The sequence below is a fragment of the Phenylobacterium composti DSM 19425 genome (genome assembly GCF_059568645.1).
In genome coordinates this window covers 68,031-80,955 of sequence record NZ_JCANTT010000018.1, presented here as the reverse complement: position 1 = coordinate 80,955, position 12,925 = coordinate 68,031, and the positions used below count along the sequence as shown (strand labels likewise).

At 69.4% G+C, this 12,925-nt stretch carries 14 protein-coding genes; 8 read left to right on the top strand and 6 right to left on the bottom strand.

Translation table 11 applies throughout. From position 1 onward, the window contains the following. Positions 1-24: 24 nt before the first annotated feature. A complete protein-coding gene (locus BO64_RS14125; protein WP_496403949.1) occupies positions 25-405 on the bottom strand; it encodes a hypothetical protein in 381 nt (126 codons plus the stop codon). A 140-nt stretch (positions 406-545) separates the two neighbouring features. Between BO64_RS14125 and BO64_RS14120 the strand changes: the two genes are divergently transcribed. Continuing rightward, a complete protein-coding gene (locus BO64_RS14120) occupies positions 546-1,013 on the top strand; it encodes a DUF7662 domain-containing protein (protein ID WP_496403948.1) in 468 nt (155 codons plus the stop codon). Here the strand turns inward: BO64_RS14120 and BO64_RS14115 are convergent. Then, positions 1,010-3,349 (bottom strand): UvrD-helicase domain-containing protein, encoded by a 2,340-nt coding sequence (locus tag BO64_RS14115; RefSeq protein ID WP_496403947.1) that lies wholly within the window; start codon positions 3,347-3,349, stop codon positions 1,010-1,012. The two genes, BO64_RS14120 and BO64_RS14115, sit on opposite strands and share 4 nt — an antisense overlap. A 152-nt stretch (positions 3,350-3,501) precedes the next feature. Here BO64_RS14115 and BO64_RS14110 point away from each other — a divergent pair, with 152 nt between their 5' ends. Further along, positions 3,502-4,440, top strand: coding sequence for a class I SAM-dependent methyltransferase (locus BO64_RS14110; protein ID WP_496403946.1), 939 nt, complete (start codon positions 3,502-3,504; stop codon positions 4,438-4,440). After that, positions 4,437-5,183 (top strand): pseudouridine synthase, encoded by a 747-nt coding sequence (locus BO64_RS14105; protein ID WP_496403945.1) that lies wholly within the window; start codon positions 4,437-4,439, stop codon positions 5,181-5,183. The genes BO64_RS14110 and BO64_RS14105 overlap by 4 nt, the downstream gene beginning before the upstream one ends. Here BO64_RS14105 and BO64_RS14100 read toward each other — a convergent pair whose 3' ends face one another. After that, a complete protein-coding gene (locus tag BO64_RS14100) occupies positions 5,184-5,399 on the bottom strand; it encodes a ribbon-helix-helix domain-containing protein (protein ID WP_496403944.1) in 216 nt (71 codons plus the stop codon). It abuts the gene before it with no gap. 94 nt (positions 5,400-5,493) lie between these two features. Here BO64_RS14100 and BO64_RS14095 point away from each other — a divergent pair, with 94 nt between their 5' ends. After that, entirely contained in the window at positions 5,494-6,267 is a 774-nt protein-coding gene (locus BO64_RS14095) for a Coq4 family protein (protein WP_496403943.1), read from the top strand. A gap of 13 nt (positions 6,268-6,280) precedes the next feature. Here BO64_RS14095 and BO64_RS14090 read toward each other — a convergent pair whose 3' ends face one another. Then, entirely contained in the window at positions 6,281-6,457 is a 177-nt protein-coding gene (locus tag BO64_RS14090) for a DUF4169 family protein (protein ID WP_496403942.1), read from the bottom strand. A gap of 61 nt (positions 6,458-6,518) precedes the next feature. Here BO64_RS14090 and BO64_RS14085 point away from each other — a divergent pair, with 61 nt between their 5' ends. Then, positions 6,519-6,755 carry a DUF2171 domain-containing protein gene (locus tag BO64_RS14085; protein ID WP_496403941.1) on the top strand — a complete coding sequence of 79 codons (237 nt, stop codon included), beginning with the start codon at positions 6,519-6,521 and terminating at the stop codon, positions 6,753-6,755. 9 nt (positions 6,756-6,764) lie between these two features. On the opposite strand, the gene BO64_RS14080 is transcribed toward BO64_RS14085, so the two are convergent. Next, on the bottom strand, positions 6,765-7,967 hold the full coding sequence (locus BO64_RS14080; RefSeq protein WP_496403940.1) for a pyridoxal phosphate-dependent aminotransferase: 1,203 nt from the start codon (positions 7,965-7,967) through the stop codon (positions 6,765-6,767). A 280-nt stretch (positions 7,968-8,247) separates the two neighbouring features. After that, a complete protein-coding gene (locus BO64_RS14075; RefSeq protein WP_496403939.1) occupies positions 8,248-9,432 on the bottom strand; it encodes a calcium-binding protein in 1,185 nt (394 codons plus the stop codon). A 186-nt stretch (positions 9,433-9,618) separates the two neighbouring features. On the opposite strand from BO64_RS14075, the gene BO64_RS14070 reads away from it, so the two are divergent. The 3 genes from BO64_RS14070 to BO64_RS14060 all read left to right on the top strand — a co-directional run bounded on the left by BO64_RS14070 (position 9,619) and on the right by BO64_RS14060 (position 12,923). After that, entirely contained in the window at positions 9,619-10,344 is a 726-nt protein-coding gene (locus tag BO64_RS14070; protein WP_496403938.1) for a TVP38/TMEM64 family protein, read from the top strand. 183 nt (positions 10,345-10,527) lie between these two features. Continuing rightward, positions 10,528-11,487 (top strand): DUF1338 domain-containing protein, encoded by a 960-nt coding sequence (locus BO64_RS14065; RefSeq protein ID WP_496403937.1) that lies wholly within the window; start codon positions 10,528-10,530, stop codon positions 11,485-11,487. 2 nt (positions 11,488-11,489) lie between these two features. Beyond that, complete coding sequence (locus BO64_RS14060) at positions 11,490-12,923, top strand: FAD-binding oxidoreductase (RefSeq protein WP_496403936.1); 1,434 nt, start codon at positions 11,490-11,492, stop codon at positions 12,921-12,923. Positions 12,924-12,925 lie beyond the last annotated feature (2 nt).

Genomic DNA, 12,925 nt, shown 5'->3' with positions numbered 1-12,925 from the left:
CCGAAAGGCGAGGGCTGATCGCGCTTAGCCGGGTGTCGCAAGCGCGGGTTCGGCCATTTCCGGCGCGAGGGCGGTGGCCATGGGCTCGGTGGCGACGGCGTCGCCGCCCAGGACAGCGGCGGCGGGCGCGTCCTGCGGCGGGTCTTCGAGCAACTCATCCGCATAGGCGTAGTCGGCGGGGGCGTAGTCTACGGGCGGCGGCGCCTCAGGCGGCGGCTTCAGCCAGTCCGTACCCACCACATGATCTGGCAAGGTCCCCGCGTAGTTCGTGTAGGACACCCCGCCATAGGCTGGCGCGGCGCGCGGTCCGGAGACGCCGGCCTGAATCTGCGGGCCGACTACCTCTCCAGGGGCCAGCAGTTCGGGACGCATGGCCGCACCGACGAGCAGCCCGACCGTCGCCATGCCGGCGGCTCCCAGCAGCAGCGGCCCCAGATCCCGGCGGCGGACAAGTTCTCGCATGGCAGCGAAGCGCGGCCTGGACGATCTGGTTCCGCTGGGCAGCTTCCGCTGGCGCCGATCACGGCCCCGCGCGTTTAGGGGGCATGAGCAAGTACAAGCCTCTCTCCGACCGTCTGGCCGGTCACCCGCATCCGGAATGGCGCGCGAGCTTCGCCGAGATCGAGGAGGTGCTGGGCTTTCCGCTGCCCAAGGCCGCCCGGACGAGCGGACCGTGGTGGAGCGATGCGCGGCGTCACTGGCGCGAGCACGGCTGGGAGGCCGACGAGATCGACCACAGCGGCGGCTATGTCACCTTCCGGCGGAACGGGCGGATTACGGCGGCGGTCGCCGAGGACGTAATGTCGCCGGAACCTCAGCATGGCGCCGGCGGGCCGCCGCTGCCACCCGATGAGGCGGCCATGAACGCCACACCGGAGGCGACGTCCGATCCGATGCGTCGGCCTCGCGCGACGGCTCCCATTGTGGCGGGCGTGGCGGTCGCCGCAGGCGTCGTTGCGCTGGTGGCGAGGACGCTTCTGCGTCGGCGATCCGGACCGGGCGAGGAATCCTAGGCCTGCTTCTCCACGAAGCTGTCGATGACCTTCTTCTCGCCCGCCTTGTCGAACGCGACGGTAAGCTTGTTGCCCTCGATGGACTTCACCGTCCCGTAGCCGAACTTGATGTGGAAGACCCGGTCGCCTCGGCTGTAGTCGCTCTTGGCCTCCGAGCCGGAGACGACGAGGCGGCCGTCGCCCTCGATCACCTGCTGACGGCCCGGATGGCTGCCGCGGTAGTTGGCCGCCTGGGCCCGCCGCCAGCCCGGCGAGGAATAGCCTGAGCCGAAGGAAGGGCTCTCGTCCCAGCGGCTGCCGTGCTGCTGCATCCCCGGGCCGCCGCCGTAGTAGCCGGTTTCGGAACTCGCCTCGACGTGGGCGACCGGCAGTTCGTCCACGAAGCGCGAGGGCAGCTGGCTGGTCCAGCGGCCGTAAACCTGACGGTTGGCGGCGAAGCTGATGCGCGCCTCTTCGCGGGCGCGGGTGATGCCCACATAGGCCAGCCGCCGCTCCTCCTCGAGGCCCTTCTCGCCCTTTTCGTCCATGCTGCGCTGGGACGGGAAGATGCCTTCCTCCCAGCCGGGCAGGAACACCAGCGGGAACTCCAGCCCCTTGGCCTGGTGGAGGGTCATGATCTGGACCCGGTCGTCGCCCGAGCTGCGGTCCAGGTCGAGGACCAGCGACACGTGCTCCAGGAAGGATTCGAGGGTGTCGAACTGGCTCATCGCATTGATGAGCTCCTTAAGGTTCTCGAGCCGGCCCTGGGCCTGGGGACTGCGGTCGAGGCGAAGGGCGTCGGTGTAGCCGCTCTCCTCCAGCACTGTCTCCATCAGCCGGTAGTGCGGAATCTCCCGGGCCTGGGCGCGCCAGCGGTCGAGGTCGCGCAGGAAGTTGGCCAGGGCGGTGCGGGTCTTGGCCGCCAGTTCGTCGGTGAGGACGATCTGTCGCGCCGCCTGGCTGGCGGAGACATTATTGAGGCGTCCGGCCTGCAGCAGCTTCTGCACGCTGGTCTCGCCGATACCGCGCTTGGGCGTGTTGACGATCCGCTCGAAAGCCAGGTCGTCGTCCTCGGAATAGATCAGCCGCAGATAGGCCACGGCGTCACGGATTTCGGCCCGCTCGAAGAAGCGCGGGCCGCCGATGACCACATAGGGGATCTGCAGAAGGACGAAGCGCTCTTCGAAGGCGCGCATCTGGAACGCGGCCCGCACGAGGATGGCGATGTCGCTGTACTTGCGTCCCTGCTTGCGCACCCGCTCGACCTCGTCGGCGATCAGCCGGCTCTCGGCCTCGCCGTCCCAGACGCCGCGGACCACGACCTTTTCGCCGCCCTCGGCCTCGGTCCACAGCGTCTTGCCCAACCGGCTCTTGTTGGCGGCGATCAGGCCGGAGGCGGCGGCCAGGATGTGGCTCGTAGAGCGGTAGTTGCGCTCAAGGCGCACCACCTTGGCGCCGGGGAAGTCGCGCTCGAAGCGCAGGATGTTGTCCACCTCGGCGCCCCGCCAGCCGTAGATCGACTGGTCATCGTCGCCCACGCAGCAAAGGTTCTGGGTCTTCTGGGCCAGGAGCCGCAGCCACAGGTACTGGGCGACGTTGGTGTCCTGGTATTCGTCCACCAGTAGGTAGCGGAAGCGGTTGTGGTAGTCGGCCAGCACGTCCGGCTGGCTCATGAAGATCGTGATGTTGTGCAGCAAGAGATCGCCGAAATCACAGGCGTTCAGCACCCGCAGGCGTTCCTGATAGAGGCGATAGAGCGCCTGGCCTCGGCCGTTGGCGAAGGCTTGGCTCTCGGCCGGCGGCAGGCGATCGGGCGTCCAGCCGCGGTTCTTCCAGTGATCGATCAGGCCGCTGAGCGCCTTGGGCGTCCAGCGTTTCACGTCGATGTTCTCGGCTTCCAGGATCTGCTTGAGCAGCCGCTCCTGATCGTCGTCGTCGAGGATGGTGTAGTTCGACTTCAGCCCGACGAGTTCGGCGTGGCGGCGCAGGATCTGGGCCGCCACCGAGTGGAAGGTGCCGAGCCAGCGCAGGCCCTCGGCCGCGGGGCCGATGATGTGGGTGATCCGCTCGCGCATCTCGCGGGCGGCCTTGTTGGTGAAGGTGACGGCCAGCAGCTCCCACGGCCGCGCCCGGCCGGTGGCCAGGATGTGCGCCAGACGGGTGGTGAGCACGCGCGTCTTGCCCGTGCCCGCGCCGGCCAGCACCAGCACTGGCCCTTCGGTCGCCTCGACGGCGGCGCGCTGCTCGGGGTTCAGCCCCTCCAGATAGTCGAAGGCGGCGGCCGGCTGCGGGCGCGCCAGGTCGCTGATGCGCGGCGCCGGAACGCCGGAGGGCGGATCGAAGGACTCGGAAGACATCGCGAGCCAATTAGCACGCGCGGCGCGGGAATGGCGCCCCGGCGTTCGCGCTGCGTTCCGGTCCATGCGCCTGCCGCTGCACAGGGGCGCGGCCCTGGACGCGGCGCGCCCTGCCCGGTATCGCGGCCCGAGCTTCCAGGAGTTTACGTCGCTTGAGCCAGTATCCGGCCGCTATCGTCTATGGACAGCCTCTGCCCGAGCTTGCGCCCCCGCCGCCCGGCGCCGTTCAGGTTTCGCCGCTGATCCCCGGAGCTGCGGTTCTCGAGGACATCGCGCCGGGCAGCCTTGAGGCGGCGGTGGTGGCCGCGCCGCCCGGGACTCTCGAGCGGCGCTACGTCCTGGCCCTCGCCCTGCGGGCTCTCGCCCCCGGCGAGTCGCTGATCGCCCTGGCGCCGAAGGAGAAGGGCGGATCGCGCCTGGGCAAGGAACTGGCCGCCTTCGGCTGCGCGGTCCATGAGACCGGCCAGCGTCATCAGCGCATCTGCCGCAGCAAGCGGCCCGCCGATCCCGAGGGCGCCGAGACCGCCATCGGGGCGGCCATTGAGGCGGCCATCGAGGCGGGGCGGCCGCGCATCGCCGAGGGCCTGGGGCTGTGGACCCAGCCGGGCGTCTTCAGCTGGGACCGGCCCGACCCCGGCAGCCTGCTGCTGATCCAGGCCTTGCCCGCCCTGGCCGGGCGAGGTGCGGACCTTGGCTGCGGCGTCGGACTTCTGTCGCGGGCGGTGCTGGCGAATGCAGGGGTGACCGAGCTTGCGCTGGTGGACCTCGACCGCCGGGCGGTGGAGTGCGCCCGTCGCAACGTCCTCGATCCGCGGGCCAGCTTCCACTGGCGGGACGTCCGGACCGGCCCTGAACTTTCGGGGCTGGATTTCGTGGTGATGAACCCGCCGTTCCACGACGGGGGCGCAGAAGACCGGTCCCTGGGGCAGGCGTTCATCCGCCGGGCGCACGGGATGCTGAAGCCCGGCGGGGGGCTGTGGCTCGTCGCCAACCGCCACCTCCCCTATGAAGGCGTGCTCGCCGAGCTGTTCGGCAAGGCGGCGCTGAAGGCGGAAGGGGCGGGGTTCAAGGTGTACGAGGCGCGGAAATGAGCGGTTCCGTGCGGCTGGACCGGCTGCTGGCCAATCTGGGCTATGGCTCTCGGCGCGAGGTGCAGGCCCTGGCGCGGGCCGGCGCCATCACCCTCGATGGCGTCCAGGTCCCGAAGGCGGACGCCCGCATCGCCCTGACGCCGGACCTGCCGCAGCGGATGCTGGTGGACGGCCGTCCGCTGGACCCGCTGCCGGGCGTGGCGCTGATGATGCACAAGCCGGTGGGCGTGACCTGCTCGCACAAGGAAGCGGGCGAACTGGTCTATGGCCTGCTGCCGTCGCGCTGGCGGATGCGCGACCCGGCGATCTCCACGGTGGGGCGGCTGGACAAGGACACCTCCGGCCTCCTGCTGCTCACCGACGATGGCGACCTCCTGCATCGGATCATCTCGCCCCGGCGGCATGTGGCCAAACGCTATCTGGCCACCCTCGCGCGGCCCCTGCGGGGCGACGAGGGCGCGATCTTCGCCGCCGGCGACCTGATGCTGGAGGGCGAGGACAAGCCCCTTGCGCCGGCCGTGCTGGAACCGCTGTCCGAGAAGCTGGCGAGGCTGACCATCACCGAGGGCCGCTACCATCAGGTCAGGCGGATGTTCGCCGCCGTGGGCAACCATGTGGAGGCGCTTCACCGCGACCGCATCGGCGGGCTTGATCTGCCTGCGGACCTGGAGCCCGGGCGCTATCGCCTCATGACGGCCGAGGACATCGCCAAGATCTTCGCCGCGTCAGAGCCGGCGGCCTGATCAGCATCCGCCGCGGGCGTAGGCGAGGGCGGCCAGGCGACAGGCCGAGGCCAGCGGCCGTCCCGCCCGGCTGCGGTCTATGCCCACGATGAGGGCGGCGAGGCTCAGGCCCCGCGTCTCGGCCATCTCGTCCAGAACGGCCCAGAACTCCGGCTCCAGCGCGATCGAGGTCGCGTGGCCCGACAGCAGGACGGAGCGCTTCTTCAACTGGGACATTGGTCCTGTTTAGGGACGTCGGACGCCTGTGCGCCAGCCCCTTGCAAAATCATGACGCGGGCGTCATTTTCAGGCGCTCAGTATCAAGGGTCTCATGCCGACCATGGCCATGGCCGACATCACCGCCGACTACGCGCCCGCCACGCCGAAGCGGGTGTCCACCAAGATGGACTGGGGCCACGCCCTGCGCTCCCTGCAGCGCCTGCTGGCCGACAAGGAAGACACGCGCCAGGTCTTCGAGATCATGCGCGCCCTAAACGGCTCGTCGACGGCCAAGGGCTATCAGCGGCTGATCTCGACGGTGGAGGGCGGCCGCATCGCTTATGACCAGGTGGAGTTCGCCCGCCGACTGATGGACGACGCCTGGCTGGACAGCCTGCCGGAAGGCAGCGTCGGGGCCGCCTATCGCGAGTTCGTCCGTTCCGAGAACCTGTCGGCGGAAGGCCTGGCCATGGTGAGCCGCGAGGGCGTCGGCGACATCGAGGAGCGTCACCCCTACGCGTGGTTCGGCCGCCGCATCCGCGACGTGCACGACATCTGGCACGTGCTGACCGGCTATCACCGGGACGGCCTGGGCGAGGCCTGTCTCGTGGCCTTCTCCTACGCCCAGACCAAGGGGCTGGGCTGGGCGGTGATCGCCCTGGGGGCGGCCAGCCGCGCCCGTCAGGACCGCAGCCAACCCTACGTGAAGGCCATCTGGCAGGGCTACAAGCGCGGCAAGGCCGCCAAGTGGCTGCTGGGCGAGGACTATGAGAGGCTGATGGCCGAGCCTCTCGAGGCGGCGCGCCGTCGGCTCGGCATCACCCCGCCGACCGTCTACGACAGCATCCCGCCCGAACTCCGCGACCGGGCGGTGCCGGCCCGCTGAGGCCGGCCGGCGGCTAGTCTTCCCGCTTCTTGCCGTCCAGTTCGCGCCGGGCGCGGGCGGCTTCCAGCTTCGAGGTCACGGTCTCGGCCTTGGGGCGGCCGAAACGGACGCGGTTCGCCGCGGCCTGCGCCTTGGCCCGCTCCTTCTCCCGGGCCTTGCGGGCCTTGTTGAGGTTGATCGGCTCGACCATCGGTTCCGAAACTTCGCCGGCTGCTCGCGTGTTTCCCGGCAGTGAAGCCGAGGAGACGAAGATGATCCAGCCTTCCCAGATCCATGAGCACATGGAAGTCGTGGGCTCGGACGGAGGCCACGTGGGCCGCGTCGATCACGTCATGGGCGACGAGATCGAACTCACCAAGCTCGACCTGGGCTCGGGCCTGAAGCACCACATGATCCCCATGACGTGGGTGGACCACGTCGAGGAGGACACCGTCTGCCTCAACCTCACCAAGGACGCGGCCAAGGCCGCGTGGCGGACGAAAACCTAGCCGCCAGCCTTATTTCACGTTGGCGCAGAAGCGCTGGATGCGCGTGCAGGCGTCTTCCAGCACCGCGTTGGACGTGGCGTAGCTGATCCGGAAGTGCGGGGAGAGGCCGAAGGCCGCGCCGAACACCACCGACACGCCTTCCGTTTCCAGAAGCTCGACGGCGAAGTCCTCGTCCGAGGTGATGATCTTGCCCGAAGGCGCGGTCTTGCCGATCAGCTCGGCCACCGACGGATAGACGTAGAACGCGCCTTCCGGCGTCGGACACTTGATGCCGTTGGCCTGGTTCAGCATCGAGACCACCAGGTCGCGGCGCTGCTCGAACAGCTTGGCGTTCGGCTTGATGAAGTCCTGCGGCCCGTTGAGGGCCTCGACCGCCGCCCACTGCGAGACGGACGAGGGGTTGGAGGTGGTCTGGCTCATCACCTTGGCCATGGCCTTGATCAGCGGCTCCGGGCCGCCGGCGTAGCCGATCCGCCAGCCGGTCATGGCGTAAGCCTTCGACACGCCGTTCATGGTCAGAGTGCGGTCGTAGAGGCCAGGCTCCACCTGGGCGATGGTGAAGAATTCGAAGTCGCCGAACACCAGGTGTTCGTACATGTCGTCGGTGAGGATCCAGACGTGCGGGTGGCGCAGCAGCACGTCGGCCAGTTCGCGCAGCTCGGCTTTGGTGTAGGCGGCGCCGGACGGGTTCGACGGCGAGTTCAGGATCAGCCACTTGGTCTTGGGCGTGATCTTGGCCTCAAGGGCGGCGGCGGTGAGCTTGAAGCCGGTCTCGGCCGAGGTCGGCGCGGCCACCGGCGTGCCGCCGGCCAGGAGCACGATATCCCAGTAGCTCACCCAGTAGGGCGTCGGGACGATCACTTCGTCGCCCGGGTTCAGGGTGGCCAGGAAGGCGTTCCAGATCACGGGCTTGCCGCCCGGCGAAACGTTGATCTGGCTGGGCTTGTAGGTGAGGCCGTTCTCGCGGGCGAACTTGGCGCAGATGGCTTCCTTCAGCTCGGGAATGCCGTCGACGTTGGTGTACTTGGTCTTGCCCTCGCGGATGGCGCGGATGCCGGCTTCCTTGATGTTCTCGGGCGTGTCGAAGTCGGGCTCGCCGGCGGCCAGGCTGATGACATTCCGCCCCTGCGCTTTCAGCTCGCGGGCCTTCGCGTCGGCCGCCAGGGTGGCGGACGGCTTCACGCGGGCGAGCGCGGCGGATTGGAGCGACATAGGAAGGGACTCCCTCGAGGGTTGGCGAGATTGCGGCGCGGTTTAGACCATGCTGCAGCGCACGCAAACAGCTCATGCGGCGAACCTCGCTTCCGGCGCCTCTGCAGGGAGAGGTTTGCCGTCGCCGGCCCCGGCCGTGGCCTCAAGAGTATAGGAAAGAGGCGGGCGGGATCGGGCTCTCTCCAACCGATCCCGCACCGCCTCGGGGCATGACGGTCACAGGCGGCCTGTGCGGGAAGGCCGATCCCTGCGCCGTCGTTTCGCCTAGCCCGGGGTTCGGCTAGGCGAAGTTCGTCAGGTCGATGTCGGCCAGGGTGCGGCCGACGAGGATTACAGAGACGTCGGCGCCGTCGGACGGATCGCCCGTGTCGGCGAAGACCACGACGCTGTCGCCCACCTGCGCGGCCACGTACCTGGCCCCCGCGCCGGAGATGTGCTGGTTGGCGAGGGCCAGGGCTTGGGCGTAGTCGGCGGCCACGATCTCGGCATAGCTCTGCGCCAGGATCTGCGCGGAGACATGGATGCTGGCCTCCGGGAAGTGCAGGGTGTCGTGTGCTTCCCAGTCCAGGATCACCGCGTCTGGCGACGTGGCGGGGTCGGTTCTGGCGACGATCTCGAACCGGTCCCGGCCCTCGCCGCCGTAGAGGGTGTCGAGCCCGCCGCCGGCGGCGACGAGGGTGTCCTCACCCTCATCTGCGCGCATCCAGGCGCCTTCCGGGCCCTGGGCGACCAGCAGGTCGTCGCCCGCGCCGCTGGCCAGCCGGTCGGATCCGAAGCCGCCCTGGAGGGTGTCGTTGCCGGCCCCGCCGACCAGGGTGTCGTCGCCGAGGCCGCCGTGCAGCTCGTCGTCGCCGAGATCGCCGGAGAGGTAGTCGTCGCCGTCCCGGCCCGCGAGGAGGTCGTTCCCCTGGCCGCCGTACAGCCAGTCGTCGCCCGCCCCGCCGATGATCTCGTCGTCGCCCAGGTTGCCATGGGCGAAATTGCCCGCCGTGTCAGGGCGGCTGAGGTCGGCGTCGCCCACATGGATGATGTCGTCGCCCTGGCCGCCGTAGATGCTGTCGGCCCCTTCACCGCCAATAAGGAGATCATCGCCAAGGCCGCCGTGCAGCAGGTCGTCGCCCTGCAGGCCGGCGAGGGTGTCCGCGCCGGGGCCGCCGTAGAGGCCGTCGTCGAGCGCGCCACCGTCCATCCGCTCGCTTCCGGAATCGCCCACGAACAGGGTCGAGCCGTCGGTCATGACAATGGCGCCCACGTCCGAAAGTTCGGTGAGACCAGTTCCGAACTTCACCGTCCTGTCGCCAAAGGTCAGGAGAATGCTGGGAACCTCGGGCGTCAGCGCTAGCGGCTCGTAGGATTGGTAGACCACTGAGACGGCGCGGGCCGGCCCACCATTGATCGTCAGCGTGTCGCCGAGCCGGATGTTCAGCGCCTGCTCGGGCGTGATCGTCTCGAACGCGTATTCCATGGGCTCTCGTAGCTCCGTCGTCGAACGCCCCTCGCGGCTCAGGGAGATGGTGCGTATTGCGTAAAAATGCAACTCATAAATAGTGATGTTCTGTGAGGGCGCCAGGGCGGTGCGCTGCGGCTTGAGCCTGGATCGCTAACGGCGCCCGGCTTGACCCCGGGCGGCGCATGGGCGAGGCACGCTGCGATGCGCCGCCTCTTTTCGTTCCTGTCGAACATGGACGCCCAGGCGTGGCGGGCGCTGCTGATCTCGTTCGTGCTGTTCGGCGGCGTCGGCCTGGTCTTCGTCTTCGGGGCCCCGCTGCTTGGTTTTGGCGGAGAGGAGGCGGTGGAGGCCTGGCTGGGCTCGGCCCATGGCGTCTGGGCCCTGCCCGTGGCCGTGCTGGCCTTCGCCGCCCTGGCCTTCGTCGGCGTCCCGCAGTTCATGCTGATCGCGGCCTGTGTAGTGGCCTTCGGCGCCTGGCAGGGCTTCGCCTATTCCTGGATCGGCACCATGGTCTCGGCCCTGATCGGCTTCTACCTGGGGCGGGTCGCAGGAGCGCGAACCCTGGCCACTTTCCAGGGCGAAGGGCTGCGGCAGTTCATGACGCTGGTGGGCCGCAACGGCTTCTTCGCCAGCCTGATCGTGCGGCTGGTGCCTTCGGCGCCGTTCATTGTGGTCAATATGGCGGCGGGGGTGACTCCCATGCGGGCCCGTGATTTCACGGCCGGCACCGCCCTCGGCATCGTTCCCAAGATCGCTCTCACCGCCTTCGCCGGCAACTCGGTGGCCGAGGTCATGCGGGGACGGGGCGGGGCGGGACATCTGGCCCTGCTGGCGGGGATAGCCATCCTGTGGCTGGCCGTCGGCTGGTACGCCCGCCGATGGCTGAAGGCCCGGGAGGCGGCGGCCGAGGGGCGAACCGACGATTGAAGCCTGCCGTCTGGGCCGCCTGCATCATTCGGCCCGCTCATGATTTCCTGAGAAGTTATCGCTTTTCACTCACGCCCCGGCGGCGCATCGCTTGGCCCATTCTTTCAGGGCTTTCAGGGGGTGCGTAAGGTGCAGTTGCGTCGACTGGTGCAATCCGTTCTGGGCGCGGAACGGACGGAGCGTATGTTCTCGGTCCTGGTGGTCCATCCGGAGCTCATGGCCGCCGCCAAGGTGTCGCGGGCGGTGATGGCTGAGGCGCTGAACGTGGTGCTGTTCAGCGATCTGGTTGATCGGGTGCCGGCCGCCAGCGCCTACGTCGACGACTGCGTCCGGGACGGCCAGAAGGTCTTCCACGACCACGGCGCCGTCCGCACGGTGGTGCTCTCGGGCATGGGCGCCCTGCCTTCTGGCGAAGAGGCGCTGGTGCGGGTGCTGCGCCCGCTGGGCTATCGCCTGAACGGGGTCTATCCCCTGGAGCGGCTGAAGATGACCGGCCGGTCCTACGCCCAGGAAGACTATCCGGAGGACATCGCCCAGTTTTTCGTCAGCGAGCTGCATGTGGACCGCTTCTCCGAGGCCTTTGCGGCGGCGGCGCTGTCGGTGACCAAGAGCTCGGGCGATCCGCTGTCGCCGCAGGCCCGGACCGTGCTGGCGCGGTTCGAGTCCGACGGCGAGGTGGATTTCGAATCCGCCGCCGCGGCCCTGCCAGCGCTGGCCGCCTGCTTCGACCGCCAGCACGACATTCCGAGCCTTACCGACTACGAGACCTTGCTGGCGGAGTCGGCCGAGATGGCCTGGATCGCCACCGAGGGGAACGCCTTCAACCACGCCACCGACCGGGTGGCCGACGTGGACGCCCTGGCCGCGCAGCAGAAGGCGCTGGGCCGTCCGATGAAGGACGAGGTGGAGGTCTCCAGCACCAAGCGCGTACGCCAGACCGCCTATCGCGCCGCCCAGGTGGAGCGTGAGTTCCGTGACGCCGACGGCAACATCGTCACCCGCGTGGTGCCCGGCTCGTTCTACGAGTTCATCACCCGCCTGCCGATGACCGACGAGACCGGCAAGACCCGTCTCGACCTCGCGTTCGACAGCTCCAACGCCCAGGGCATCTTCAAGATGACCGAGGCCGCCACGGCCGCCTGAGCATGGAGCGCGAGCGCCTGATCGCCGACCTGAAGGCGCTGGTCGGCGGCGGCGACGTCCTGACGGCGCCGGAGGACGTCGCGCCCTACAACACCGCGGCGCGCTACGACGGCGGCGCGGCCGCCCTCGTGGTGCGGCCGCGCACCACGGCCGAGGTCTCGGCCGTGGTCGCCTACTGCGTGGGCCGGGAGATCCGGCTCGTGCCCCAGGGCGCAAACACCGGCCTGGTGGCCGGCTCCACCGCCGACGCCAGCGGCCAGCAGGTCGTGCTCAGCCTCGACCTGCTGCGCGAGCCCCTGGCCATCGACGCCGCTAACCGGACGGTGCGCGTGGGGGCGGGCGTCAGGCTCTCGGCGCTCAATGCGGCCCTGGAGCCGCATGGCCTTTTCCTGCCCATCGACCTGGGAGCCGACCCGACCATTGGCGGCATGGCCGCCACTAACACCGGCGGGGCCCGCTTCATCCGCTACGGCGACATGCGTCGGCATGTCCTGGGGCTGCAGGTGGTGCTCGCCGATCGGCGCGGCGAGGTGATCGAGCTGAAGGGCGGCCTGCGCAAGGACAACACCGGCCTTGACCTGCGCCAGCTGTTCGTCGGCAGCTCCGGCGCCCTCGGCGTCATCACCGAGGTGGAGGTGGAGGTCCATCCGCGGCCGCGCCAGACGGCGGCGGGGCTGGTCATGCTGGCCGACGCCGACGCGTCCCTGTCGCTGCTTCAGCATGTGGAGCGCGACGCTGGCGAACTGCTCACCGCCTTCGAGGGCATGTCGCAGGCCGCCCTGGAGGCGGCCCTCGGCCACGTGCCCAACCTGCGCAATCCGTTCCGGGACGGCGCGCCGCCCTACGCCGTGCTGATCGAGCTGACCTCCGCCCGCCCCCAGCGGGAGGGCGAGCCGCCGCTGTCCGAGGTCCTTGAGGCCTGCCTGGCGGACTGGCTGGAGACGGCGGGCGAGACGGCGCTCGACATCCTGGTGGGCGCGCCGGAGCCGCTGTGGGCTATCCGGCACGCCATTAGCGAAGGCCTGCGGGCCAAGGGCAAGGTCATCGGCTTCGACCTGTCGTTCCGCCGGTCGGACCTGCCGGCCTTCCGGCGCCTGGCGGTGGAGCGCTTGGGGCGGGAGTTTCCGGAGGTCGAGATCTGCGACTTCGGCCACATCGGCGACGGCGGGGTGCACTTCAACCTGGTGGCCGCACCGGACGCGCCGCTTTCGCCAGAGCGGATGCAGGCGCTGCGCACCTGCGTCTATGACCTGGCCGTGGGCCAGTTCGGCGGCAGCTACAGCGGAGAGCATGGCCTCGGCCGGGCCAATCTCGACTGGTACCGGGCGTTCACCCCGGATCTGGTGCGGGAGCTGTCCGGCGGTGTTCAGAACGTCTTCGCCGAGGCCCCGCTGGGCTCGGTGGATTTCGTGAGCCTGTCGCGGCCGCGGGCCTGAGC